General features: G+C 69.4%; 23 protein-coding genes. 11 read left to right on the top strand and 12 right to left on the bottom strand.

Translation table 11 applies throughout. The features are described 5' to 3' along the window. Positions 1 to 63: 63 nt before the first annotated feature. The 5 genes from QN141_10185 to QN141_10205 are packed head-to-tail and all read left to right on the top strand — an operon-like array spanning position 64 to position 5,615. On the top strand, positions 64 to 861 hold the full coding sequence (locus QN141_10185) for a putative hydro-lyase (GenBank protein ID MDR7558843.1): 798 nt from the start codon (positions 64 to 66) through the stop codon (positions 859 to 861). Continuing rightward, the gene (locus QN141_10190) at positions 861 to 2,141 is read left to right on the top strand and encodes an ABC transporter substrate-binding protein (protein ID MDR7558844.1); all 1,281 of its coding nucleotides are present in this window, start codon (positions 861 to 863) and stop codon (positions 2,139 to 2,141) included. Before QN141_10185 ends, QN141_10190 begins: the two co-directional genes overlap by 1 nt. Next, positions 2,126 to 3,007 (top strand): branched-chain amino acid ABC transporter permease, encoded by an 882-nt coding sequence (locus QN141_10195; GenBank protein ID MDR7558845.1) that lies wholly within the window; start codon positions 2,126 to 2,128, stop codon positions 3,005 to 3,007. The genes QN141_10190 and QN141_10195 overlap by 16 nt, the downstream gene beginning before the upstream one ends. Next, the gene (locus QN141_10200) at positions 3,007 to 4,839 is read left to right on the top strand and encodes a branched-chain amino acid ABC transporter ATP-binding protein/permease (GenBank protein ID MDR7558846.1); all 1,833 of its coding nucleotides are present in this window, start codon (positions 3,007 to 3,009) and stop codon (positions 4,837 to 4,839) included. The genes QN141_10195 and QN141_10200 overlap by 1 nt, the downstream gene beginning before the upstream one ends. Next, positions 4,836 to 5,615 carry an ABC transporter ATP-binding protein gene (locus QN141_10205; protein MDR7558847.1) on the top strand — a complete coding sequence of 260 codons (780 nt, stop codon included), beginning with the start codon at positions 4,836 to 4,838 and terminating at the stop codon, positions 5,613 to 5,615. Before QN141_10200 ends, QN141_10205 begins: the two co-directional genes overlap by 4 nt. 35 nt (positions 5,616 to 5,650) lie before the next feature. Here the strand turns inward: QN141_10205 and QN141_10210 are convergent, their stop codons facing one another. The 4 genes from QN141_10210 to QN141_10225 form a co-directional block, all read right to left on the bottom strand. Beyond that, complete coding sequence (locus QN141_10210; protein ID MDR7558848.1) at positions 5,651 to 6,565, bottom strand: ABC transporter permease; 915 nt, start codon at positions 6,563 to 6,565, stop codon at positions 5,651 to 5,653. Then, complete coding sequence (locus QN141_10215) at positions 6,522 to 7,442, bottom strand: ABC transporter permease (protein MDR7558849.1); 921 nt, start codon at positions 7,440 to 7,442, stop codon at positions 6,522 to 6,524. Before QN141_10215 ends, QN141_10210 begins: the two co-directional genes overlap by 44 nt. After that, positions 7,427 to 8,974 carry a glutathione ABC transporter substrate-binding protein gene (locus QN141_10220; protein MDR7558850.1) on the bottom strand — a complete coding sequence of 516 codons (1,548 nt, stop codon included), beginning with the start codon at positions 8,972 to 8,974 and terminating at the stop codon, positions 7,427 to 7,429. The genes QN141_10215 and QN141_10220 overlap by 16 nt, the downstream gene beginning before the upstream one ends. Positions 8,975 to 9,139: 165 nt before the next feature. After that, positions 9,140 to 9,388 (bottom strand): hypothetical protein, encoded by a 249-nt coding sequence (locus QN141_10225; protein MDR7558851.1) that lies wholly within the window; start codon positions 9,386 to 9,388, stop codon positions 9,140 to 9,142. A gap of 41 nt (positions 9,389 to 9,429) precedes the next feature. Between QN141_10225 and QN141_10230 the strand changes: the two genes are divergently transcribed. Beyond that, on the top strand, positions 9,430 to 9,768 hold the full coding sequence (locus tag QN141_10230) for a hypothetical protein (protein MDR7558852.1): 339 nt from the start codon (positions 9,430 to 9,432) through the stop codon (positions 9,766 to 9,768). A gap of 23 nt (positions 9,769 to 9,791) precedes the next feature. Here QN141_10230 and QN141_10235 read toward each other — a convergent pair whose 3' ends face one another. The 7 genes from QN141_10235 to QN141_10265 all read right to left on the bottom strand — a co-directional run bounded on the left by QN141_10235 (position 9,792) and on the right by QN141_10265 (position 16,644). Beyond that, a complete protein-coding gene (locus tag QN141_10235) occupies positions 9,792 to 10,166 on the bottom strand; it encodes a cytochrome C oxidase subunit IV family protein (GenBank protein ID MDR7558853.1) in 375 nt (124 codons plus the stop codon). A gap of 21 nt (positions 10,167 to 10,187) precedes the next feature. Continuing rightward, positions 10,188 to 10,814: a cytochrome c oxidase subunit 3 gene (locus QN141_10240; GenBank protein MDR7558854.1), complete on the bottom strand. Its 627-nt coding sequence runs from the start codon at positions 10,812 to 10,814 to the stop codon at positions 10,188 to 10,190. A gap of 14 nt (positions 10,815 to 10,828) precedes the next feature. Beyond that, the gene (locus tag QN141_10245) at positions 10,829 to 11,473 is read right to left on the bottom strand and encodes a cytochrome c oxidase subunit 3 (protein MDR7558855.1); all 645 of its coding nucleotides are present in this window, start codon (positions 11,471 to 11,473) and stop codon (positions 10,829 to 10,831) included. Further along, positions 11,470 to 13,281, bottom strand: a complete 1,812-nt coding sequence (locus tag QN141_10250) for a cbb3-type cytochrome c oxidase subunit I (GenBank protein MDR7558856.1) — start codon at positions 13,279 to 13,281, stop codon at positions 11,470 to 11,472. The genes QN141_10245 and QN141_10250 overlap by 4 nt, the downstream gene beginning before the upstream one ends. A gap of 18 nt (positions 13,282 to 13,299) precedes the next feature. Continuing rightward, positions 13,300 to 14,133, bottom strand: coding sequence for a cytochrome c oxidase subunit II (gene coxB / locus QN141_10255; protein ID MDR7558857.1), 834 nt, complete (start codon positions 14,131 to 14,133; stop codon positions 13,300 to 13,302). A 137-nt stretch (positions 14,134 to 14,270) separates the two neighbouring features. Then, the gene (locus QN141_10260; GenBank protein MDR7558858.1) at positions 14,271 to 14,924 is read right to left on the bottom strand and encodes a response regulator transcription factor; all 654 of its coding nucleotides are present in this window, start codon (positions 14,922 to 14,924) and stop codon (positions 14,271 to 14,273) included. Then, positions 14,911 to 16,644, bottom strand: a complete 1,734-nt coding sequence (locus QN141_10265) for a GAF domain-containing sensor histidine kinase (GenBank protein MDR7558859.1) — start codon at positions 16,642 to 16,644, stop codon at positions 14,911 to 14,913. Before QN141_10265 ends, QN141_10260 begins: the two co-directional genes overlap by 14 nt. Before the next feature lie 88 nt (positions 16,645 to 16,732). Here QN141_10265 and QN141_10270 point away from each other — a divergent pair, with 88 nt between their 5' ends. Continuing rightward, on the top strand, positions 16,733 to 17,704 hold the full coding sequence (locus tag QN141_10270; protein MDR7558860.1) for an ATP-dependent 6-phosphofructokinase: 972 nt from the start codon (positions 16,733 to 16,735) through the stop codon (positions 17,702 to 17,704). Between the two features lie 64 nt (positions 17,705 to 17,768). Beyond that, on the top strand, positions 17,769 to 17,945 hold the full coding sequence (locus tag QN141_10275; GenBank protein MDR7558861.1) for a hypothetical protein: 177 nt from the start codon (positions 17,769 to 17,771) through the stop codon (positions 17,943 to 17,945). A gap of 44 nt (positions 17,946 to 17,989) precedes the next feature. On the opposite strand, the gene QN141_10280 is transcribed toward QN141_10275, so the two are convergent. Next, entirely contained in the window at positions 17,990 to 20,251 is a 2,262-nt protein-coding gene (locus tag QN141_10280) for a copper-translocating P-type ATPase (GenBank protein MDR7558862.1), read from the bottom strand. A gap of 103 nt (positions 20,252 to 20,354) precedes the next feature. Between QN141_10280 and QN141_10285 the strand changes: the two genes are divergently transcribed. Genes QN141_10285 through QN141_10295 form a run of 3 tightly spaced genes read left to right on the top strand, consistent with a single transcriptional unit; the run spans position 20,355 to position 23,886 of the window. Beyond that, positions 20,355 to 21,524 (top strand): FAD-binding oxidoreductase, encoded by a 1,170-nt coding sequence (locus tag QN141_10285; GenBank protein MDR7558863.1) that lies wholly within the window; start codon positions 20,355 to 20,357, stop codon positions 21,522 to 21,524. A 53-nt stretch (positions 21,525 to 21,577) separates the two neighbouring features. Next, on the top strand, positions 21,578 to 22,660 hold the full coding sequence (locus tag QN141_10290) for a class II aldolase/adducin family protein (GenBank protein MDR7558864.1): 1,083 nt from the start codon (positions 21,578 to 21,580) through the stop codon (positions 22,658 to 22,660). Then, positions 22,657 to 23,886, top strand: a complete 1,230-nt coding sequence (locus QN141_10295) for an alcohol dehydrogenase catalytic domain-containing protein (GenBank protein ID MDR7558865.1) — start codon at positions 22,657 to 22,659, stop codon at positions 23,884 to 23,886. Before QN141_10290 ends, QN141_10295 begins: the two co-directional genes overlap by 4 nt. Positions 23,887 to 24,078: the final 192 nt, after the last annotated feature.

Consider the following 24,078-nt stretch of genomic DNA (forward strand, 5'->3'; position numbering starts at 1 on the left):
GACACACCAGGACCCGCATCGTCTCCCGACGAATCACAGTGCTATTCTCGACGGAGGCCGGAGATGCATGATCCCGGCTACTGGCGCCAGCAGATCCGGACCGGCCAGTGGCGGCGGCCCACGGCCGGCCTTGCGCCGGGATACCTGCAGGCCAACCTGGTGATCGTGCCGGGGCAGGAGGCGGCTGACTTCCTGCTGTTCTGCGAGCGCAACCCCGAGGCGTGCCCGCTGCTGGAATGTACCGCGCCGGGGGACCCGGTGCCCCGCCGCACCGCGCCGGGAGCCGACCTGCGTACCGATGTGCCGCGGTACCGCGTCTACGCCCATGGTCACCTCGCCGGGGAGTATGATGACCTGCACGATCTGTGGCGCCCCGATCTGGTGGCCTTCCTGCTGGGCTGCTCCTTCACCTTCGAGGCGGCGCTGCAGGAGGCCGGTATTCCGCTGCGGCACATCGCCCTGGGCCGCAACGTGTCCATGTACGTCACCAATCGCCCCTGCCGCCCGGTCGGACGTTTCGCCGGCCCGCTGGTCGTCAGCATGCGGCCCGTCGCGCCCTCCGATCTCTCCCGCGTCGTGGAGATCTCCGGCCGCTTCCCGCTGGCCCACGGCAAGCCGGTGCACATCGGCGATCCTGGCCTCCTGGGCATCAGGGACCTGAGCCGGCCCGACTACGGGGATCCGGTGCCCGTCCTCCCGGGAGAGGTCCCGGTCTTCTGGGCCTGCGGGGTCACCCCTCAGGCCGTGGCGGTGCAGGCCCGTCTGCCGCTGGTCATCACCCACGCGCCGGGTCATATGTTCATCACCGATGTGCGCGCCGAACTCGCTGCTGGTCCGCAGACACAGGAGGTGAGGCCGTGATGAGGATGACGCGCCGGAGGTTCCTCAAGTACGCGGGGACCGGTCTTGGCACGGTGGTTGTCGGGGATCGGCTGGCCGGCTGGCTGGCCGCGCAGGAGGCCACCGTCACCGTCGGGGCGGTCTATCCCTTGACCGGCGCACTGGCCCGCATCGGCGCCGCCATCAAGAACGGCATTGAACTGGCCGTGGAGATCGTCAATACCCCCTATCCCGACCTGAACCTGCCGCTGGCGGCGTCGGCGGGGCTGCCCAGGCTCGGGGGCCGCAGGCTGCGCGTCGTATGGGGCGATTCCCGGGGCGATCCGGCGACGGGCCGCGCAGAGGCCGAGCGCCTGATCGAGCGGGAGCGCGTGGCCGCCCTGATCGGCTCCTACCAGAGCGCCGTCACGGCGACGGCGAGCCTGCCCGCCGAAGCGCGGGGGGTTCCGTTCCTCAACCCTGAGTCGTCGTCTCCCCGCCTGACGGAGCGTGGCTTCAAGTGGTTCTTCCGGACGGGCCCCCACGACACGACGTTTACCAAGCTCTTTTTCGACATGATGGAAGAGCTCAAGAAGCGGGGCCACAAGATTTCCCGGGTGGCGATCCTCGCCGAAGACACCGAGTTCGGGGCCACGGCGGCCGGGGTGGCCAAGGGGTTCGCCTCCGTGTACAACTACCAGCTCGTGGCCAACGAGCTCTACACCTCCCCTCCGGCCAGCCTGACCGCTGAGTTCCTGCGTATCCGCGCCGCGAATCCCGACGTCGTCATCGGTGCCAACTACCTGGTGGACGCTATCGTCATCGTCCGGACCCTGAAGGAGATGCGCTGGATGCCCCAGGGATTTTTCGTGCACGCGGGGTTTACGACCGTGCCCGACTACCTGCAGGCGGTGGGTAAGGACGGCTGGTACTTCCTGCCGCGGGCGCCGTGGGCGCTGGGCACGGCGCGACGCAAGCCGCTGGTGGCCAAGGTCAACGACCTGTACCGAAAGCGCCACAACACCGACATGGACGAGGTCGTGGCCCGGGCCTTTACGGGGATGCTGACGCTGGCGGATGCGATCAACCGCGCTGGCTCCACCAGCCCCGCCGCGATTCAGGCCGCCCTGCGTGAGACCCGTATCCCGGGAGGGCAGACGATCATGCCCTGGCAGGGGATCGAGTTCGATGCCAAGGGGCAGAACAGGCACGCCGCCGGCGTCGTGACCCAGATCCTGGACAACGAGTACAAGGTCGTCTACCCCTTTGATCTGGCGGAGACGCCGGTGGTCTGGCCGGCCCCGCCGTGGGAGCGGCGGTAGACCTGGACCTCCTCCTGCACGCTGCCGTCAACGGCCTGACCCTAGGCCTGGTGTACGCTCTGGTGGCGTTGGGCCTGTCGTTCATCTGGGGCGTCATGGATGTCGTGAACCTGGCCCACGCCGAGTACCTGATGTTGGCCATGTACGCCACGTACTGGGTCTGGGCCCTGGGACGCATCAGCCCCGGGGCGGCGATCCCCATCGTCGTGCCGCTGTTCTTCGTCCTCGGCTGGCTCACCTATCAGCTTCTGGTGCGGCACATCCTGCGGGCACCGTTGGCCACGCAGATCTTTGCCACCTTCGGGCTGCTGTTCTTCCTCCGCTACGGCGCCTTCGCGGCCTTCGGGCCCAATGTCCGGGGAGTGCTGGAGGCGGGGGCAGCCGGCAGTATCCTCCTGTTCGGCGTCCCGGTGGCCGTTCCCAAGGTGATTGCGGCGGCCGTGTCGCTGGCGGCCTTTGCCGGACTGACAGTGTTGCTCCGGCGGACGAAGACCGGCCGGGCCCTGCAGGCCACGGCGCAGAACCGCGATGTCGCCCTGGCCCTGGGCATTCCGACGGAGCAGATGTACGCGCTGGCCTGGGCCATCAGCATCGCCAGCGTGGGCCTGGCCGGCGCGCTGTTGGTGCCCTTCTATCAGGTCTCGCCGACCATCGGCGATGCCTTCCTGCTCATCGCCTTTGCCAGCGTGGTGCTTGGCGGCTTTGGCCGGGTGGACGGGGCCCTGGTCGGCGGCATCTGCATCGGGCTCGTGGAAAACGTGCTGGGGACGCTGCTGCTGCCGACCTTCAAGCTGCTCTTCGTGTTCGTCGTCTTCGTCCTCATGCTGCTGGTGCGGCCGGAGGGACTGGTCGGGGAGCCGCAGTGATGGGCTTCGTCGTCGGTGCCGCCGCGGGCCGCCGTCCGGCCCCGCAGACCTGGATGGTCCTCGGTGCGGGCGTCCTGGTCATCGTCCTGCCCTTCGTCCTGCGCGACACCTTCTTGCTCAATGCTTTCTTCCTGGTCTTCCTCTTCGGCGCCATGGCGCAGGCCTGGAACCTGATCGGCGGCTACGCAGGGCAGATCTCCTTCGGCCATGCGGTGTTTTTCGGGCTGGGCGCCTATGCCGGCGCGGTGTTGCTGAGCCGATATGGCCTCAGCCCCTGGCTGAGCCTCTGGGTCGGCGCCGCCGTTTCCGTGCTGGTCTCGCTCCTGATCGGCTTCCCCACCCTTCGGCTGCGGCGGCACTTCTTCGCGCTGGCCACGCTGGCCCTGGGCGAGATCATGCGCATTCTGTTTCTGAACTGGCCGTACGTCGGCGCGGCGATCGGCCTTTATCTCCCGCTGGAATACCGAAATCGCTTCGCCTATCTCATGTGGGACAGCAAGGTGCCCTACTACTTCACGGCGCTGGCGCTGCTGGTCCTGGCCACGGGCGTGACGGCGGTGGTGGACCGTCACCGCGCCGGCATCTACCTTCGCGCGCTCAACCAGGACGAGGACGCCGCCGGAATGCTGGGCATTCCGATCCGGCGGTACAAGCTCTACGCCATGGCGCTGTCCGCGGCGCTGACCTCGTTGTGCGGGACCGTCTACGCCCTGTACGTGCTGTACATCGATCCCTACAACGTCATGGCCGGGCGGATCTCCCTGCTGATCGTGGTCATCGCCTTGATCGGCGGCCGGGCGACGGTGGCCGGACCGGTGCTGGGCGCCGTCTTCATCATCCTCCTCAGCGAATACACCCGCTCCTGGCTGGGCGGCGCAGGCGGTGGTGTGGACTTCATCCTCTTCGGCGCGCTGATCATGGCCGTTTCCATCCGGGAACCGCAGGGCCTGATGGGATTGCTGCGGCGACGGAGCCTGGGACCGGATACCGTCGCCGAGGACATCGCCCGCAGCGAGCAGCCGATCCGGCCGGCTGCCGTCGTGACGCGGCAGTCCCACGCAGACCAGCTGCCGTCCGCGCCGGGTGCCGCCCGGGAGGTCGTGCTGCGCGTGGTGGGACTGAGCAAGCGCTTCGGCGGGGTGCAGGCCGTCCGCGGCGTCACCCTGGAGGTCTACCGCGGCGAGATCTGCGGCCTGATCGGTCCCAACGGTGCCGGCAAGAGCACGCTGTTCGACTGCATCACCGGATTCCAGCGACCGGATCGGGGGGCCCTCTATCTGAATGGCCGCGCCCTGTCCTCCCCGACGCCGCACACGACGGCCTGGGCCGGGGCCGGACGGACGTTCCAGGGGCTGCGCGTCTTTGCGGACCTCACGGTCTGGGAGAATCTGATGTGCGGGCAGGAGCACCGCGGCGAGGGTCTGTGGAGAGCGACACTCCACGGTCACCCGCCCGCCGCCGAGGCTCGCGGTCGCACACTGCTCGAATCCTTCGGACTAGGGCCGCTTCGCGACCAGCCCGCCGGGGCGCTCTCCTACGGGCAGCAGAAACTGCTGTCGATTGCCATGGCGGTGCTGCGCGAGCCGGCCCTCGTGCTCCTCGACGAGCCCGTGGCCGGCGTCAACCCTGTGCTGGCCGAGGAGATCACGGAGCACATCCGCCGGCTCAACGCCCAGGGGGTCACCTTCCTGGTCATCGAGCACAACATGGAGGTGATCATGGCCCTGGCGCACCGGATCCTGTTCATGGCCGGCGGCGAGATCATTGCCCATGGTCCGCCCGGCGAGATTCAGCGGCACGAGAAGGTTCTGGAGCTGTACTACGGACGATGATGAGGGATCTTGGCGGCCCTTCCGCCCCGCCGCCCGACCCGGCGGCGCCGGCCGACCAGGCGCTGCTCACCCTGACCGGTGTGCACTCCGGCTATGACCGCCGAGAGATCATTCGCGGCGTCAGTCTGACCGTTCGGCCGGCGGAGATCGTGGCGATGATCGGTCCCAACGGCGCGGGCAAGTCCACCCTGCTGAAGACCATCTTCGGCTTCCTGCCGCCGTCGGCCGGTGAGATCCGCCTCGCCGGGGAACCGATCGGCGGCCGGACGCCCCCCGAAGTCCTGCGCCGCGGGATCTGCTACGTGATGCAGGGATACAGCATCCTTCCCAATCTCACCGTTGAGGAGAACCTCGAGTTGGGGGCGTACATCCGTACCGACCGTGGTGTGCGCGGGGATGTGGAGCGCCTGCTGGACCTGTTCCCGATCCTGCGGGAACGGCGGCGTCAGCGGGCGCGGGTCCTCTCGGGCGGCGAGCGGCGGATGCTGGAGATCGCCCGCGTGCTGCTCCTCGCTCCCCGCTTGGTGCTGCTCGACGAACCGACCATCGGGCTGGCCCCCAGCATCATCGACGAGGTCTACCGCATCGTCCAGGACCTGCGCCGTCGGGGCATCGCGCTGCTGATCGTCGAGCAGAACGCCCGCACGGCCCTGAGGCATGCCGATCGCGCGTATGTGCTGGAGCAGGGGCGCGTGCGGTTCGAGGGCAGCGGCGAGGAGATCCTCCACGACCCGGAGGTGCAGAGAGCGTATCTGGGGTCAGCGGGCGGAGTCTGACGGCGCGGTGATGGGCCCGCGGCCCTTCAGCCACGCTACACCTTCATGCGGGGATCCAGGGCATCACGCAGGCCGTCCCCGAGGAGGTTGAAGCCGAAGACCACCAAGGCCAGGGCCACCCCGGGGAAGACCGCCACCCACGGCGCCACCCGCAGGTAGACCCGGCCGCTGGCGAGCATCGCGCCCCACTCGGGGGTGGGCGGTTGCGCGCCCAGGCCGAGAAAACTCAGACCCGACGCCGTCAGGATGACGTCTGCAAAGCGCAGGCTGGAGAGGACAATGACCGGGGTCAGGGCGTTGGGGAGGATGTGCCGCCACAGGATGCGCAGGTCAGAGGCGCCCAGAGCCCGCGCCGCCTCGACGAACTCCTGGGTGCGCAGGGTCAGCACGGAGCCGCGCACCACCCGCGCGTAGAGCGGAACCGAGTAGATCCCCACGGCCACCAGCACATTCTCCAGACCCGGGCCCAGGAAACTGGCGATGGCCAGGGCCAACAGCATGCCGGGGAAGGCCAGGAGGATATCGATGAGCCGCATCGTGACCTGGTCGGTCCGGCCCCCCAGGTATCCTCCCGCGGTGCCCATGCTGCCCCCGACCACCAGCCCGAACCCCATCCCGGCCAGGCCGATGACGGAGGAGATCCTGGCCCCGTGCACCACCCGGCTGAGGATGTCGCGGCCGAATTCATCGGTCCCCAAAAGATGAGGCCACCCGGGGGCGCGCAGCGCGCTGGCCAGGCTCTGCCGAAACGGGTCGAAGGGCACCAGTCGGTCCCCGATGATCGCCGTGGCCGTGAAAGCCAGCACAATGATCAGCCCCGCCATGGCCGCTCGGTTCCGGAGGAGACGCAGCCAGGCCAACGCCCACGGAGACCGAGGCCGCCGGGCGGGGAGGGCGGCGGGCGCGCTACCCATAGCGAATGCGCGGATCGATGAAGGCATAGGCCACATCCACGATCAGGTTGACCAGGGAGTAGGTCAGCGCGACCAGGAGGACGCCGCCCTGGACGATGGCATAGTCGCGCATCTCGATGGCGTCCACGATGAGCCGGCCGATGCCGGGCCAGGCGAAGACGGTCTCGGTCAGGACGGCGCCGGAGAGCAGACCGCCGAAATTCAACCCCACCACGGTCACCGTGGGGATGAGGGCGTTGCGCAAGGCGTGGGCCCAGACGACGAGACGCTCGCTCAGGCCTTTGGCCCGTGCCGTGCGGATATAGTCCTGGCGCAAGACCTCAAGCATGCTGGCCCGGGTAATCCGCGCCACCACCGCCGTCAGAGCCGTCCCCAGCGTGATGGCCGGCAGGATCACATGCGCCAGGCCGTCCTTCCCCGTCGCCGGGAGCCAGCCCAGGTACAGGGAGAACAACAGCATCAGCATCAGCCCGAGCCAGAACACGGGCATGGAGATCCCGACCAGCGCCACCGTCATGCTGGCGTAGTCCAGGAAGGTGTTCTGATGGGTGGCGGCCACGATCCCGACCGAGACCCCCAGCACCGTCATGATGAGCAGACTGGCCAGGGCCAGCTGCAGCGTGTTGGGGAAGCGGGCCGCCAGTTCGACGGTGACAGGACGGCGACTTCTGATGGATTCGCCCAGGTCCCCGCGGGCGACCCGGCTCAAGTATTGCAGGTACTGGACCGGGAGGGGGGCATCAAGCCCCCACTCCCGTCGCACCGCCTCCAGCTCGACCTGGGTAGCCTCGGGGCCGGCGATGAGGCGGGCCGGATCCCCCGGCACGGCCCGCATGAGCACAAAGACGACGGTCAGGACCCCCAGGAGAACCGGCGGCAGCAACAGCAGCCGGCGCGCTACATACCCGCCCACTTCGCCTCCCGCACCAGGACGATCTCGATGGGGAGGACCTGGACGCCGCCCAGGCCCCGCTTGATCCCCACGAGCTGGTACATGGTGTGGAGGAAGATCCAGGGCGCATCATCATAGAGCATCTCCTGCACCTGGCGGTAGATGGCGGCCCGGGCCTCCGGGTCGGCGGTGCTCATGCCCTGCTGCAGCAGGTCGTCCACTTTCGGGTTGCAGTAGCCGGTGTTGTTGTTGCCTGCCGGAGGGAGCATGGCACACATGAAGAGGGGCCGCAGACCCCAGTCGGCGTCCCCGGTGGACGGTGCCCAGCCCAGGAGGAAGAGTTCGTACCCTCCTTCCTTGGGTCCGCGGTCCAGGGTCCGCAGGTAGGCGCCCCACTCCCAGCGGCGAAACTCCACGCGCAGCCCCACCGCGCTCAGGTATCCCTGCACGGCCTCCGCTGCGGCCCGGTCCATGAAATAGCGCCCTTCCGGGGACCACAGACGGACCGCAGTGCCTTCGGCCACCCCGGCTTCTCGCAAGAGGGCCCGGGCCTTGCCCGTGTCGTAGGGATAGGTCCCGACCTTGGCGTACCCCCAGTTCCCCGGAGCGAGCGGGGAGTCGGCAACCTTCCCGAAACCGCGCAGGATGGTGTTGACGATGGCCCGCTTGTCCACGGCGTAGTTGAGGGCCTTCCGCACGCGGACGTCGGTGAAGGGCCGGGCGGTGACGTTGAAGCCGATGTAGATGATCCGGTTACTGGGTCTGCGGATGAGGACAAGCCGTCGGTTTTTGGCCAGCCGTTCGACTTCCAGGGCCGGCACATTCACGGCCACGTCGGCCTCGCCGCTCTCCAGCATGACCACCCGGGAGGCGTCCTCCCGGACGAAACGGAAGACGAGCCGTTCCACGGCCGGCCGGGGACCCCAGAACCGGTCGTAGCGGGCCAGGACGATGCGATCGCCGGGGATCCATTCGACGAAGCGGAAGGGCCCCGTGCCCACCGGATTGAGTCCGATCTTGTCTCCATAGCGGCGCAGGGCCACAGGGCTGACGATTCCTCCGGCGCCGTGGGCCAGGTGCGCCAGGAGTGCTCCAAAGGGCTTGGGCGTCACGATGCGGACGGTGTAGGGATCGACGACCTCCACGGACTTGATGAAGGGCTGATAGAGACTGGTCCGACGGGTGGGCTTCGCCGGAGTGGTCACGCGGTCGAGGTTGACTTTGACCGCCGCAGCGTTGAACTCGGTCCCGTCGTGAAACCGAACCCCCCGTCGCAGGTAGAAGGTCCAGGTCAGGTTGTCGCCGGAGACCTCCCACCGCTCGGCGAGCGCCGGGACGATCCGCAGATGCTCGTCGAAGGTGACCAGGTTGTCGTGGATGTGACGCACCACGGTCTCCGACGGGTTATCGGTTTGATTGGGGGGATCGAGGGTGACGGGTTCCGCTCCCAGGGCGTAGACGAGCTGCGCCGGGGCCTGTGCCGCGATGGGCGCTGCGGGAACGGTCAGCCCCATCGCCAGGCCGAGAAACGCCACAGCCAATGCTCTTCGCATCTCTCCTCCCTCCCGAGTCTCTTCCTCCTTCCCGGTTCTCCCGCGTATCGTTCTCAAGATTACTATACGACGTGGAAAGACAGGAGGAACACGACGCGCCGGGCATCACCGGTGCGATCATCCGGGTACGCCGGAGCGGGTGGTGCGCCACGCAGCGCGCACGGATCAGGGCCCGGTCTCGCCCATGTCGTCGCGGGCGGCGGCGGGCTCCACCTGACAGGACCAGCGGACCAGCCAGGCCGGGCCGCCCTCCATGCCGTCCCAGAAGTAGCGGCGGCGGGGGTCGAGGACCGCGGCGGCGCGCTCGCAGTCCTCTTGCGTCTCGAAGACCCCCAGGCGCACTCCGGCTTCCCACCGCGTGGCGGAGGAGAACCAGACGAAGAACGCCACCAGCACCCAGACGACGCCGGTCATCGCTGCTCCCTTGGAGATACGGCGTCTCCCAGGCATCACTTATGCCCGCCGACATTGTGACCCTGGACAAGGTGATCTGCTGCTACGACGATATGCCCTCGCTGCTGGGGGCCGCCGCGGCGCGGAGCCGCCGGATGCTGGGAGCCGTCTTCCCCCGGGATACCTGGTGGACGCGGTTGGGCATTCGGCTCGTGAACTTCATCATGCGCCTGCGACGCAGTCCCTTCCGCACCTTCCTCCACCCGCCGCAAGAGGTGGACAGCGTCCTCCGCCGCTACGGGCTGACTCCGCGCTGGCAGGGCGGGACCCTCCTCTGGCTCGTCTGGGTGTACGCGCGCGAGACGGTCGCGGTGGGGCGTGATCCCGCCCGCCGGGACTGAGAGGAGCGGGCGGAAGACGCCGCCTAGGGACGCAGACGGAAGACGTTCAGGGCGTCGGGGAACGTGCCGGACCAGAGCACGACCGCCAGGAAGACCATCGGGACGATGACGGCGTAGACGAAGGACAGTTTCTCGTAACGCAGGTGCATGAAGTAGGCGACGATCAGCGCCGCCTTGAGCAGGGCCATGATCAGCAGGGCGGTGGCCAGGACGACCTTCGGCACGTGGAGCAGGACGATGGCCAGCTCGACCACGGTGATGGCCAGCAACCAGAACCAGGTCACCGCATAGATCCGGTAGCCCGCCCCGTGGGCCTGTTCCGCCCTTCCGGCGAGACGGGCCGGCGCCGCGGTGACGGCGACCGCGTCCCCGTTTCCGTTGGCGTGTGTCTCGGACATCTCCCGCGCCCTCCTCTGAAACTAGATCAGGTACAGCAGGGTGAAGATGAAGACCCAGACCAGGTCGACGAAGTGCCAGTACAACCCGGCGATCTCGATGCTCTCCGGCTGGATGCTGCGCCGGGTCCACCGCCCGAGCGTGATGAGCAGGTACAGGACGCCCGCCGTAACGTGGGCGCCGTGAAATCCCGTGGTGATGAAGAAGGTGGCGCTGAACTGGGGAATCCCCCAGGGGTTGGTGAAGAGGCGCGCCCCCTCGGCGATGAAGTGGCTCCACTCGTAGTACTGGCCGGCCAGGAACAGCAGCCCGCCCAGCGCGGTGAGCAGGAGGTAGGGGGGCACCTTCCGGCGGTCGCCGCGCTTGGCCGCCGCCACGGCCACGGCCATCGTCGCGCTGCTGCAGATGAGGACGAAGGTCATGGCCCCGACCAGGTAGAGGTTGAACACTTCGGACTGGACCGGCCACCGGCCCTGCACCAGACGCATCACGCCGTACCCGGTGAGCAGGCCGGCAAAGGTCAGGGTGTCCTGCACCAGGAACAGCCACATCATCAACTTGGGCCAGGAGATCCCGAAGGGCGACCGGCCCCCGCTCCAGTCGCTCACCCCGCCCCGGACCGCCGTCTGCTCCACCGTCTGCGTCGCCATCTACCCCTCCGTCCCTACAGCGCGAACAGGATCGTGAACAGGTACAGCCACAGCACGTCCAGGAAGTGCCAGTACACGGCCGCGGGATCCACGGCGGCCATCGCCGCGGCGGCCGAAGCCGCCCGGCGGGTCCGGGCCAGGGCCTGGGCCAGCCAGCCCAGCCCTCCGGCCACGTGCACCGCGTGGGCCCCGGTGAGCAGGTAGAAGAAGGCGCTGTGCGGGTTGGTGGACATGTAGACTCCGATCCGCACCAGCTGCCGCCAGGCCGTCCACTGCAGGCCGACGAAGACCACGCCCAGGACCAGCGTCAGAAGCAACCCGGCCCACAGGCGGTCCCGGCGGCCCCGCCGCCCGCCGGCGCGCGCCCACTCCATCGCCCCGCTGCTCAGCAGCAGCACGGCGGTACTCGCCCACAGCACGGCCGGCAGCGGCCCGCCCCGCCAGTCCGCCTCCGCCCGGCGGGCCAGCAGTGTCGCCGTGAACGCCGCGAAGAGCAGGGTGATGGCCGCGACCAGCAGCCAGGCCGCGATCAAGGCTGCCCCGACCGGCGCCTGCCCGGCCGCCCCTCCGTCGCCGGTGGCTACGGAGGGACCGCCGGGCCCGATGGGCAGATCGGGCGTGCGGCGGGGACGCTCCAGGGTGGACGCAGGGCCGGTCACTGCCCCTTCCCTCCCGGGGGGCCTTCGCCGGAGCCGCCGTGCACCGGTGCCGGGACGGCGGTGACGGGGACGGTCTGCGGGATGAAATCTTCAGGCGCGCCGGGCACGCTGTAGTCGTAGGGCCACCGGTGCACTTCCGGCAGTGCGCCCGGAAAGTTACCGTGGGGCGGCGGCGAGGAGGTCTGCCATTCCAGGGTGGTGGCCCCCCACGGATTGGCCGGCGCGCGCTGGCCGCGGACCAGGCTGGCGAACAGGTTCCAGATGAAGAGGAGTTGCGCCGCCCCCAGCATGAAGGCGGCGAGGGAGATGAAGATATTCACCCAGGCCAGGCCCTGGAGGTGGGCGTAGAGGCCGGTGGAGAAGATCCGGCGCATCATCCCGGCGATGCCCGCGAAGTGCATGGGAAAGAAGGTCAGGTAGATCCCGATGAAGGTCAGCCAGAAGTGCCACTTCCCCAGCCGCTCGTTCATGAACCGGCCGAACATCTTGGGGAACCAGTGATAGGTGCCGGCGAAGATCCCGAACAGCGCCGCGCTGGCCATGACGAAGTGGAAGTGCGCGACGACGAAGTAGGTGTCGTGCACGTAGATGTCGATGGCCGGGGAGCCCAGGAAGATCCCGGTCAGTCCTCCGGTGACGAACAGCGAGATGAACCCGATGGCGAACATCATGGCCGTGGTGAACCGGATCCGGGCCCGCCACAGCGTGGCCAGCCAGTTGAAGGTCTTCACCGCGGAGGGGATGGCGATGGCCAGGGTGGTGGTCATGAAGGCCATGCCCACCAGCGGATGCATCCCGCTGACGAACATGTGGTGGCCCCAAACCACGAAGCTGAGGAAGGAGATCGCCGCCATCGACCCGACCATGAAGGGGTAGCCGAAGATCGGCTTGCGGGCGTGGGTCGCCAGCACCTCGGAGACGATGCCCATGGGGGGCAGGATGAGCACGTACACCTCGGGGTGGCCCAGGAACCAGAACAGGTGCTGCCACAGCAGCGGGCTGCCTCCGGCGTGCTGGATCACCGTGTTTCCGACCACCAGGCCGGCGGGGACGAAGAAGCTGGTGCCGCCCAGGCGGTCGAAGAGCAGCATGATGGCCGCGGCGAAGAGCACCGGGAAGGACAGCAGCATCAGGATCGCCGTAAAGAGCAGCCCCCAGATCGTCAGCGGCATCCGCAGCAGCGACATCCCCCGCGCGCGCAGCTGCAGGATGGTCGTGATGTAGTTCAGGGATCCGAAGAGGAAGGCCACGATGAGGATGGCCAGGCTGATCAGCCACAGCGTCTGTCCCAGTCCCGAGCCCGGCGCGGCGTTGGGGAGGGCCGAGAGGGGCGGGTAGGAGGTCCAGCCCGCGTTCGGCGCGCCTCCGGAGACGAAGAAGCTCAGGAGCAGCACGACGATGGCCGGGGGATAGAGCCAGTAGGACAGCATGTTCATGAAGGGAAAGGCCATATCCCGCGCGCCGATCTGCAGGGGGATGAGGAAGTTTCCGAACCCGCCGCTGAGGGCCGTGGTCAGGACGAAGAAGATCATGATCGTGCCGTGCATCGTGACCACGGCCAGGTAGAAATCGGGCTTGATCTGGTTGTTGGCGAACCCTCCGGGGAACAGCCACTGTGCCCAGTAGAACTTGGCCGTGGGAAACCCGAGCTGCATCCGGATGAGCATGGCCAGGAATCCGCCGACCACGGCCATGAACAGCGAGGTGAACAGGTACTGGAGGCCGATGATCTTGTGATCCTGGCTGAAGATGTAGCGGGTCAGGAAGCTCTGCCGGTGCCCGGGGTGGGCCTCGTGGGTGACGGTCATCGGCGTCGTCTCCTCCGTTCAGGGCGCAAAGGGTTGCTGCGCCGCGAGCCAGGTCTCGAAGGCCCCCCGGGTCTCGACGACGACTTTCCCGCGCATGATGTAGTGCCCCACGCCGCACAGTTCGGCGCAGGCGATCTCGTAGGTTCCGGCCCGCGTCGGCTCGAAGACGACGCTTTGGACCATCCCCGGGACGGCGTCCTGCTTCACCCGAAACTGGGGGACGAAGAAGCTGTGTAAGACGTCCTTGGCGCTCAGCCGGATGTGCACCGGCCGGCCGGCGATCAGGTGCAGCTCCCGGGCGACGATGTCGTCCCGCCCGGCCGGATCCGTCGGATCGATGCCCAGGGGATTGTCCCGGGTCAGGAAGCGGGTCGCATCCGTCCGCCCGAACTGTCCGTCGGCCCCGGGATAGCGAAAGACCCAGCCGAACTGCTCCGCCCGCACCTCCACGACCAGCGCGTCCGGCGGCGGCGCGGCGTGCACGCGCGCCCAGACCACGGCGCCCATGGCGATGAGCGTGACCAGGATCGCCGCCGGAGCCAGGGTGTAGGTCAGCTCCAGCGTGCGGTTGTCGTGCCAGTAGGCGGCGGGCGCGGTGCGCCGGCCGCCCTGCCAGATGAGTACGGCCAGGAAGATGTGCACCAGGACGAAGACGATGCCCGTCACGATCAACGTGGTGGTGAAGAGCCGGTCGATCTCCGCCGCCTGGGTGCTGGCTCCCGGCGGCAGCCACCACCGGGTCCGGGCCAGGGCGAAGGACAGTGCCCCGCCCAGGGCCACGAACAGGAGCACCACCAGGCCGTACCGGCGTCCGGTGCGCGGCGCGTCGGCGTCCCGCGGGGAATCGATCATCGCCGGACCTCGTGGACCAAGGGGGTCTGAATCATCCGCATAGATTCAACCGCAAATTCCCCCGGGTGGCAAGAGCCTCCTGCCCCGGGCCGGGACGCGCGGCCCCCGCAGCAAGGTGGATCCTCAACTCGGGATGGCTAGGCTTCGATCAGGCCCTTGCGGATGGCGTAACGGACCAGTTCCGTGCGGTCGTGCAGGCCGAGTTTTTCCAGGATGTGGGCGCGGTGCGTCTGCACCGTCTTGATGCTGATGTACAGCTTCTCGGCGATCTGCTGGTTGCTCAACCCGCTGGCGATCAGGGTCAGGATCTCCTTCTCCCGCGCCGTGAGGCCGTCGTAGCGCTCGCGTTCTTCGCCCGCTTCGACGCGCTTCAGGTAATCTTCGACCACCTTGCGGGCCACGGAGGGGTAGAGGAAGGCCTCGCCCTTGGCCGCGGCGCGGACGGCCTGGACCAGATCCTGGGCCGCGGCGCGCTTGAGGACGTAGCCGGCGGCTCCGGCGCGGAGCAGCTGGAAGACGTAGCTCTCGTCCTCGTGCATGGTGAGGGCCAGGACCTGGACTGCGGGGTGCCGGGCCTTGAGCTGCTGGGTCGCTTCGATCCCGCCCATTCCCGGCATGCTGATGTCCATGATCACCACGTGGGGGGCGAAGCGGGCCACGAGGTCGAGGGCCTGCGCCCCGTCGGCGGCCTCGCCCACCACCTCGATGTCCGGCTCGCGGGCCAGGATCATCCGCACCCCTTCGCGGACGATGGCGTGGTCGTCGGCCACGAGCACCTTAATCCGTGCCATCAGGTCCCGCCCCCACCGGGATCGTCGCCTCGATGCGCGTCCCCTCGCCGGCGCGGGAGGTCATGCGCAGCGTGCCGCCCAGCAGTTCGGCCCGTTCCCGCATGCCCAGCAGCCCCATCCCTCCCTCGCGGCGGGTGGTCACTCTGGAGAGGTCGAACCCGCGGCCGTCGTCGGTGATGGTCAGGCGCACATCCTGCGGGGTCACCGCGATCTCGATCCGGGCCTGACGCGCCTGAGCGTGTTTCAAGATGTTCGTCAGGGCCTCCTGCACGATGCGGAAGACGGCGGTCTCGATGTGGTGGGGCAGCCGGTCGTCGGCGCCGGTAATGGCCATCGTCACCTGGAGCCCCTGGGGTTCCACGTTCTCCTTCACATACCATCGTACCGCGGCGGCGAGCCCCAGGTCGTCCAGGATCGTCGGCCGCAGGTCGTAGATCAGCCGCCGCAGTTCGGCCAGGGTGTCTTCGGCGATGGCCCGCAGCCGCGCCAGGCGCTGCGGTTCGATCCCCGCCCCGGCATGCTCGGCCATCTCCAGGTTGAGGATGAGGGCGGTGAGGGCCTGTCCCGCCTCGTCGTGCAGCTCGCGCGCGATCCGGCGGCGCTCGTCTTCCTGCGCGCTGATGAGTTTCTCCAGCAGCTTCCCGCGCAGCGTCTCCTTTTCCCGCACCTCTTCGTAGAGGCGGGCCCGCTCGGCGGCGAGGCCCATCTGGTTGCCGATGGCGGAGAGCGTGGCCAGCTCCCGGGACGTCAGCACGCGCCGGCCGGGCAGCACCAGGTTCATCACGCCGATCAGGCCGCCGCCGGCCGAGGCCAGCGGGACGGTGGCGTGGCGGGGTTGGGCCCAGCCCCCGGTCTCCAGCCGCTGACAGCGGACGATGTTCACGGCCTGGGTGAGCTGCCCCTCGCGGAGCATCTGCAGACAGCGGCAGTCCCCCTGCATCGCCGCCATCCCGTCGGCGGCCAGCGGGGGAGGGAGATGGTCGGCGGCGGCGATCGTGAACCCCGCTCCGTCGCGCAGGAAGATCCATCCGCTGCTGAGCCGCATCATCCGGATCAGCTGGGCCAGCGCCTCGCCCAGCGCCCCCCGGGTGTCCAGGGACCGGTTCAAGGTCTCCGCCACCGTGCGCATGGTGATCAGTTCCCGGGTGCGTTCCCAGGCCAGGAGCACGATGCCCATGCCGAAGGCCAGGGTGAACAGTCCGGAGAAGGCCGCGCCCGCCGGGGCGAGCGACGGATGCGTGCGCAGGTACGGATAGTCGAGGGCGTGGACGCCGGTGAGGAGGAGGCCCCAGAACAGCAGGCGCGTGCTCTGCCCGGCCAGCCCGCCCTCCTGCCGGTAGAGCAGCACGGCGCTGGCAGTGAACCCCGCCGCCCCGCCCAGTGATGCCGCCACCGCGGCGGCGAACCACGATTCGCGGAAGACCACGACCGTCGCCCCGACGGCGGCGGCCAGTGCCGCGGCCCACCAGACGGGACGGAAGCTGCAGAGCATCGCCCAGGCGGCGGCGAGGAACAGGAGATGGCGCGGGAGGAACCAGCCTTCGGAGGCCCCCATGGCCAGGACCGCTTCGACGAAGACGTGCAGGGCAAAGAAGGCGTAGGCCAGGGACCACCATCCGAACAGCCGCTCCCTGCCGTCCAGATAGCGGAGGAGGAGGAAGAGGGCGACGACGAGGTGGATGCCTACCCCGACGGTCAGCGCCCCCACCAGAGGACTCATCGGTCAGGCCATTCGCGCCCCGGCTCGGCGACTCCTCGGACGGGGAGGAGCGAAGGGGGAAGGGACGGGGTATGATGAGGGAGGACTGATGAAACGCATTGCGGTCCTCACCAGCGGCGGCGATGCCCCGGGGATGAACGCGGCCATCCGCGCCGCCGTCCGCACCGGACTCGACCAGGGGTGGGAGGTCTACGGCGTGCGCCACGGCTTCGCCGGGCTCATCGCCGGAGAGCTGGCGCCGCTGTCCGCCCGCGACGTGGGCGGGATCATGCAGCTGGCCGGGACCATCCTGCGCAGCGCCCGGGCGCCGGAGTTTCTGCAGGAGGCGGGGCGCCGCCAGGCCCTGGCCGTCCTGGAGAACCACAGGATCGACGCCCTCATCGTCATCGGCGGCAGCGGGTCCCAGGCCGGCGCCCACGCCCTGTCGCAGATGGGCTACCCCGTCGTCGGCGTGGCCTCCACGATCGACAACGACGTCTACGGGACGGAGATGACCATCGGCGTGGACACGGCCCTCAACATCGCCCTGGAGGCGATCGACCGGCTCAAGGCCACGGCCTCCGCGCTGCAGCGCGCCTTCCTGGTGGAGGTGATGGGACGGGACTGCGGCTACCTGGCGCTGATGGCGGGGCTGGCCGGCGGGGCGGAGGCGGTGGTCCTGCCCGAGGTGGAGACTGATCCGGAAGCCCTGATCGACGATCTGCGCGCGGCCTACGACCGGGGCAAGGCGCACAGCATCATCGTGGTGGCGGAGGGGGCGCGGTACGACGCCGAGTGGCTCAGTCATTACTTTGCCGAGCACCGCGACCGCATCGGCTTCACCGTGCGGGCCACGATCCTCGGCCACGTCCAGCGCGGCGGCGTGCCCACCGCCTTCGACCGTCTGCTGGCCACCCGGTTGGCCGCCGCGGCGGTCACCGAGCTGGCCGCGGGCCGGAACGGGGTGCTGATGGGGTTGCGCCGGGGCGAGGTGGCCGCGATCCCGCTGGCGGACGTGGCGTCGAAGCAGAAGACGCTGGACCCGAAACTGCTGGAGCTGGTGAAGGTCCTGGCCCGATGACACTGCTCAGCGTCGGCGCGGACTCCGAGGCCGACCCCGGCGTCGGCGCGACACCGAGGTGACCATGGAACGCGGACACGGACGGGAAGCGGCGCCCCACGCCCTGCGGCGCATCGCGACGCTCTCCGCCCTGACCGGCGGGGTGATGCTGGCCGTCCTGGCCCTGTACATCCTGTACGTCTACGCCCTCTGGATGCAGGCGATGAGGGCGGAGGGAACCCCCGGCACCCCTCCACCATAGCCGGGCATACCACGGACCGGCCGCATCGCCGCGCCCCGGCACCCTCATCCTCCTTGGCTCTGCATCGGCCCCGCCGCCCGCTTGAGGAGCACGGCGTTGGCGGCGACGACGATCGAGGAGGCCGACATCAGCAGGGCGGACCACTCCGGCCGCAGCAGGATCCCATACGCCGGATACAGGGCGCCCGCCGCGATCGGGATGGCCAGCAGGTTGTAGATCGAGGCCCAGAACAGGTTCTGCCTCATCTTCCGTACCGTCGCCCGGGAGAGGAAGATGGCGCGCAGCACGTCCGCGGGATCCGAGCGCATCAGGACCACGTCGGCGGTCTCCACGGCCACGTCCGTCCCGGCGCCGATCGCGATGCCGATGTCGGCGGCGGCCAGGGCCGGCGCGTCATTGACGCCGTCGCCCACCATGGCCACGAACTTCCCCTCCCGTTGCAGCCGCCGCACATAGTCGGCCTTCTGCTCGGGCAGCACCTCGGCGAAGATCCGCGCGATCCCCAGTTCGTCCCCAACACGGCGGGCCGTCTGCTGGTTGTCGCCGGTGATCATGGCCACCTCGATGCCCAGCCGGCGCAGTCCGGCCACCGCACGGCGCGAGCTCTCCCGGATCGGATCGGCCGCGGCCAAGACCCCGACCACCGCGCCGTCCGCGGCCACGGCCATCAAAGTCTTCCCCTCCGCCAGCAGGCGGTCGATGGTCGCCTGCACCGGGGACAGATCGATGCCTCGGTCACGCATCAGCCTGACCGTGCCCACCAGGATCCGCCGCCCCGCCACCGTGGCCTCCACGCCGTGTCCGGCCAGGTTCTCGAAGCCCGCGATCTCCTCATCCGGTCCCAGGCCCCGCCGTGCGGCTTCCTCGAGGACCGCCCTGCTCAGAGGATGGCCCGACCGCTGTTCGGCGGAGGCAGCGAGGCGCACCACGTCGTCGGGCGAAACCGTGCCGGACCCGAGCACGTCGACGATGCGCGGGCGGCCTTCGGTCAGGGTGCCGGTCTTGTCCAGGACGACGGCGGTGATGCGGGAGACCTGTTCCAGCGCGGCGGCGTTCTTGATCAGGATGTGGTGCCGGGCTCCCAGGCCGGTGCCGACCGCGACCGCCGTGGGCGTGGCCAGCCCGAGGGCGTCCGGGCAGGCGATGACGACGGCGGAGATGGCGAAGGTGAGCGCGGTCAGCACGCTCTCGCCGGCCAGGCCGTACCAGAGGAGGAAGGTCAGGACGCCCGCCCCCACGGCCAGGATGACCAGGACCTGCGCCCAGCGGTCGGCGATGCGCTGGCCCGGGGCCTTGCTGGCCTGCGCCTCCTCGACCAGCCGGATGATCTGGGCCAGGGCGGTGTCCGCGCCGACCTTCGTGGCCCGAAAGCGGATGGATCCCGACTGGTTGATGGTGCCGCCGGTGACGGTGTCGCCGGGACGCTTGGGGACGGGGAGGGACTCGCCGGTGACGAGCGATTCGTCGACCGCCGTCTCGCCCTGGATCACCTGGCCGTCGACCGGCACGCGGTCGCCCGGACGGAGCTCGACGATCTCTCCGGCCCGGACCTCCGCGCTGGGCACCTCGACGACGGAGCCGTCCCGCACCACGCGGGCGCGCGGCGGCACCAGGCTGAACAGGGCCTGCAGGGCGTCGGCGGTGCCCCGTCGGCTGCGCATCTCCATCCAGTGCCCGAACAGGACGAACGTCACCAGCATCGCCGCGGCCTCGTAGAAGGTTTCCCCCGCGTTGAGCAGCGTGATTCCCACGCTGAACAGATACGCCGTCAGGACGCCGGTGCTGATCAGGACCGACATGTTGAGGGTCCGCCGGCGGAGCGACCGGTGCGCGCCGGCGACGAAGATCGAACCGGTCCAGAACACGACGGGCGTGGTGAGCAGGAGCAGGATCCAGTTGGCGGGAGCCGGTTCGGGCAGGCGCAGACCGAGCAGATTCCTCCCCAGCGGCGAGTAGAGAACGGCGGGGATGGTCAGCGCCAGCGACCACCAGAAGCGCCGCCGCATGTCCGCCTCCATATGGGCAGCCGTGCGCGGATCGGCGATCTGCGCCTCGTGGTCGTGGGCCTCGCCCATGCCGTGCGCGGCATCGTGGTGCCTGTGCTGCCCGGCGTGACGGGCCTGGGCGTACTCGAACTGCTTCGCTTCAAACTCGCATCCGCAGGTCGCGGCCAGCCGCGCCGCCTCGCAGGAGAGGCAGGGCGTGCCACAGGTGCAGATCGCCGGGGCGAGCGGGGGAGGAGCGGAGGCGGGCGGGGCAGCCGTTTCATGCCCGGTGTGGTCGTGGTGCGGGAGATGATGAGTCATGGCGCGGTCAGGGGCCGTCGGCGCCGGTCGAGGCCGCACCGTCACGGGCCGCCGTGTATAGCGTGTATAGGGTCAGGTTCGTGCCGCGACGAAGAGTAACCTCGTGCCCACGGCCGATATCGTTATCGTCGGAGGAGGCGTCATCGGCACCAGCACGGCGTTTCAGCTGGGCCGCCGCCGGGCCGGTCGCGTCGTCCTCCTGGAGCGGGCCACGGTCGGCGCCGGGCCGACGGCGAAGACGATCGGCATCATCCGGCTGCACTACTCCTACGAGCCCCTCATCCGGCTGGCCGTCCGGGGACTCGAACTGTTCAGCCGCTTCGAGGCGCTGACCGGTTTCCCCGCCGACTTCACCCGGACGGGCTTCCTTCTTCTGGCCACACCCGCCCAGCTCCCCGCCGTCGAGGAGAACGTCGCCCTCCAGCGGCGCCTGGGCGTGCAGACCTCGATCCTCTCGCCCGCGGAGGTGGCCCGGCTCGATCCCCGGATGAACCTCGAGGACGTGGAAGGCGCGGCCTACGAGCCCGAGGCGGGCTATGCCGACGGCTATGCCGCAGCCGCCGGGTTCGCCGCCGCCGCCCGCCGGCTCGGCGTCGAGATCTGGGAAGGGACCAGGGCGGAGCGCCTGGTGATCGACCGCGGCGCGGTCCGGGGGGTGGAAACGACCCGGGGGATGATCGAGGCCGGAACGGTCCTCGTCGCCGCGGGTGCGCATACCGCCGCCCTCCTGGCCGCCGCCGGTGTGGCCGTGCCCATCCAGGCCTCGCGCCAGCAGGTGGTGCACCTCGATCCCCCGCCGGTGTTCGGCGGGCTCGGGGTGGTGATCGAGGACATGACGCAGGGGTTCTACGCCCGGCCGGAGGCCCGGCACAGCGTCCTGGCCGGGGTCCTGGAAGGGGACGCGGAGGAGATCGTGCCGGCCGACGGCTTCAACCAGGGGGTGGATTTCGACTTCGTCCGGCGTGTCGCCGCGCTGTGGGCGCACCGCTTCCCCCGGGCCGCGGAGGCAGGCGTGCGCGGCGGGTACGCCAGCATCTACGACATCACGCCCGACTGGCAGCCGGTGCTCGGCGCCGTGGAGGAGGTGGGGGGACTCTATCTCGCCGCCGGCTTCAGCGGCCACGGGTTCAAGCTCAGTCCGGCGCTGGGCGAAGCGCTGGCCGACCTGCTCACCGGCCGTCGGCCCGAGATCGAGATCTCCATGTTCGGCCTCCGGCGCTTCGCCGAGGGTCGCCTGCTTCGAGGAAGGCATGCGCAGGGGATCCTTGGATAGCCCCGACCTTTCGGGCAGGATAGCGCTCCCGGGCGTGGGAATCTAAGGGTGCCATGAGATTCACCTTTGTCGGCGACCGCCCGGATCCCGTTCAGGAACGGCTGGCCCGGGGGCTGCGCGAGGTGTTCACGCGCAAAGGCCACACCTACGTGGACGATCCCGAGGATCCGGATCTGCGTCTGGTGTTCAACTTTATCGACCCGGTCAGGCCCCGGACCTACCGGCGCCGGGCCAAGGCGGTCTTCGTCGTCTCCATCGCCCTCGTCGACCAGCGGCCCGATAACGTCCTGCGGCAGGCCTACCCGCTCCTCGTCCGCTCGCTGGCCAACCTGTGCATCTATCTCGTGCGGGAGGGCGAGGAGGTCCAGACCTACTTCGTGACGCTGGAGCAGGGGTACTACCCCATCCCCGTCCGGGACGGCGACGCCTACTTCGAGTACCTCTACGACCGTCTGGATCCGCTGGCCGAATCCCAGCTGGTCATCGACAACGAGTTCCATCCCGATCTGGAGGAGGAGCTGTGGGAGGGGGACGACCTCACCCGCCAGCTCAGCGCCGCCGGGAAGCGCCTGGACGCGTTGAAGCTCCTGCCCGCGCCCTTTCCCATCCATGAGATCGTGGACGCCCGGGACCTGCGGCACATCGAGCGGCTGTACGGGATCGGCGGCCTGAGCTACGGCAACCTGAGCGTGCGCAAGGACCGCACGCGCTTCTGGATGAGCGCCAGCGGCGTGGACAAGGCCAACATGCAGGTCATCGGTCGCGACATGCTCCTGGTCAAGGGCTTTGACCCGCAGCGCAACGTGATGCTGCTCAGCGTACCGCCCCACATCACACCGCGCCGGGTCTCCGTGGACGCCATCGAGCACTGGATGATCTACACCGAGCACCCTCAGGTCGGCGCCATCGTCCACGTCCACGCCTGGATGGCCGACATCCAGTCCACGACCATCAACTACCCCTGCGGCACGATCCAGCTGGCGCAGGCGGTGGCCGAGGTGGTGCGGCGGGCTCCCGATCCGGGCCGGGCCGTGGTCGGCCTGAAGAACCACGGCCTGACCATCACCGGACCGACGCTGGACGACATCTTCAACCGTCTGGAGAAGGGGTTCATCCGGCAGGTCCCCATGTCTTGAAGGCCCTCACCTTCCACCCCACCATCCCCCGGTTCGTCGCCACGAAGGTTGCGGGTGCGGTCTCCCGCCGCGCCTGGTGGGGGCGGTGGGCGCCGCTGCAGCTCCGGGAGGTGCCCGATCCGCCGCTGCCCGGGGAGGACTGGGTGCGCGTGGCGGTACGGCTGGGCGGGATCTGCGGGAGTGACCTGCACACGATTCGTCTGGAGGCCAGCCCGGCCCTCTCCGCCCTCACGTCGTTTCCTTTCGTTTTGGGTCACGAGAACGTGGGGACGATCGCCGAAGTCGGCCCTGCGGTCCGGGACCTCCGGATCGGTCAGCGCGTCACCGTGGAGCCGGCGCTGCCCTGTCTGGCGCGAGGGCTGGTCGATCCGTGTCCGCCCTGTGCCGCGGGAAACTACAACCTGTGCCTCCGGGTGGCGGAAGGCCACCTCGCGCCCGGGTTGATGATCGGCGCCTGCCGGGATACGGGGGGAAGCTGGGCGGCCAACTTCGTCGCCCACCGCTCCCAGGTGTTCCCCCTCCCCGAGGCGGTGAGCGACGAGAATGCGCTGCTGGCCGAACCCCTGGCCGTGACGGCGCACGCCGTCGTCGCCTCCCCGCCCGCGGAGGCGGACACCGTGCTCGTGGTCGGGGGAGGGGTGATCGGCCAGTGCGCCATCGCCGCCCTGCGCGCGTCGGGGAGCGGGGCCCGGATCATCGCCCTGGTGAAGCACGGCTTTCAGGGGGAGGCGGCCCGGCGGCTGGGCGCGGACGAGGTGGTGCGGCTGCAGCGCGGCGACGGCCACTATCCGGCGATCGCCGACCTGACCGGCGGCCGCCTGCGCCGCCCGATGATGGGCAAGCGCGTCCTCCTCGGCGGCGCGGATCTCACGCTGGAGTGCGTCGGCAGCGCAGGGAGCATCGACGACAGCCTGCGCCTGACGCGCCCCGGGGGCCGCGTGGTGCTCCTCGGGCTGGCCTCCTGGGCCCGGAGCGTGGACTGGACGCCGCTGTGGCTGAAAGAGCTCCAGGTCACGGGGAGTTACATCTATCGCTGGGAGACCTGGCGGGGCCGGCGCGTGCGCACCATGGAGATCGTCCTGGACTGGATGGCCCGCGGGCTGGTCGATCTCAGCCACCTCGTCACCCACCAGTTCCCCCTCGAGGAGTTCCGCCGGGCCCTGCACACGGCCATGGGCAAGGCCGCCACCCGCGCCTTCAAGGTCGCCTTCCGGCCCCAGGCGTAGGGCGGCCTTCAGCTCAGGCATCGAGCCGTCCGTCCCGAGGTCGTGCTCCGGGCCACCGGGGCGCCTGTTCCGCTTGATGGCGGCCTCGGGCCCACCGTATAATGCAGATGGTTCGGGCGGGTGGCTGAGCGGACAAAAGCAGCTGACTGTAGATCAGCCGGCCGAGTGCCTACGGAGGTTCGAATCCTTCCC

This window comes from Armatimonadota bacterium, from assembly GCA_031459765.1.
GTDB classification, from domain to species: Bacteria; Sysuimicrobiota; Sysuimicrobiia; order Sysuimicrobiales; family Kaftiobacteriaceae; genus Kaftiobacterium; species Kaftiobacterium secundum.

Coding starts and splice junctions, on each gene's coding strand:
- QN141_10210 (MDR7558848.1), bottom strand. CDS start 6,565: ATGTGGCCTATGCCTTCATCGATCCGCGCATTCGCTATGGGTAGCGCG.
- QN141_10185 (MDR7558843.1), top strand. CDS start 64: ATGCATGATCCCGGCTACTGGCGCCAGCAGATCCGGACCGGCCAGTGG.
- QN141_10260 (MDR7558858.1), bottom strand. CDS start 14,924: ATGGCACGGATTAAGGTGCTCGTGGCCGACGACCACGCCATCGTCCGC.
- QN141_10220 (MDR7558850.1), bottom strand. CDS start 8,974: ATGCGAAGAGCATTGGCTGTGGCGTTTCTCGGCCTGGCGATGGGGCTG.
- QN141_10225 (MDR7558851.1), bottom strand. CDS start 9,388: ATGACCGGCGTCGTCTGGGTGCTGGTGGCGTTCTTCGTCTGGTTCTCC.
- coxB (MDR7558857.1), bottom strand. CDS start 14,133: ATGATCGATTCCCCGCGGGACGCCGACGCGCCGCGCACCGGACGCCGG.
- QN141_10190 (MDR7558844.1), top strand. CDS start 861: ATGAGGATGACGCGCCGGAGGTTCCTCAAGTACGCGGGGACCGGTCTT.
- QN141_10205 (MDR7558847.1), top strand. CDS start 4,836: ATGATGAGGGATCTTGGCGGCCCTTCCGCCCCGCCGCCCGACCCGGCG.
- QN141_10240 (MDR7558854.1), bottom strand. CDS start 10,814: ATGGCGACGCAGACGGTGGAGCAGACGGCGGTCCGGGGCGGGGTGAGC.
- QN141_10235 (MDR7558853.1), bottom strand. CDS start 10,166: ATGTCCGAGACACACGCCAACGGAAACGGGGACGCGGTCGCCGTCACC.
- QN141_10275 (MDR7558861.1), top strand. CDS start 17,769: ATGGAACGCGGACACGGACGGGAAGCGGCGCCCCACGCCCTGCGGCGC.
- QN141_10250 (MDR7558856.1), bottom strand. CDS start 13,281: ATGACCGTCACCCACGAGGCCCACCCCGGGCACCGGCAGAGCTTCCTG.
- QN141_10230 (MDR7558852.1), top strand. CDS start 9,430: ATGCCCGCCGACATTGTGACCCTGGACAAGGTGATCTGCTGCTACGAC.
- QN141_10265 (MDR7558859.1), bottom strand. CDS start 16,644: ATGAGTCCTCTGGTGGGGGCGCTGACCGTCGGGGTAGGCATCCACCTC.
- QN141_10270 (MDR7558860.1), top strand. CDS start 16,733: ATGAAACGCATTGCGGTCCTCACCAGCGGCGGCGATGCCCCGGGGATG.
- QN141_10290 (MDR7558864.1), top strand. CDS start 21,578: ATGAGATTCACCTTTGTCGGCGACCGCCCGGATCCCGTTCAGGAACGG.
- QN141_10200 (MDR7558846.1), top strand. CDS start 3,007: ATGGGCTTCGTCGTCGGTGCCGCCGCGGGCCGCCGTCCGGCCCCGCAG.
- QN141_10280 (MDR7558862.1), bottom strand. CDS start 20,251: ATGACTCATCATCTCCCGCACCACGACCACACCGGGCATGAAACGGCT.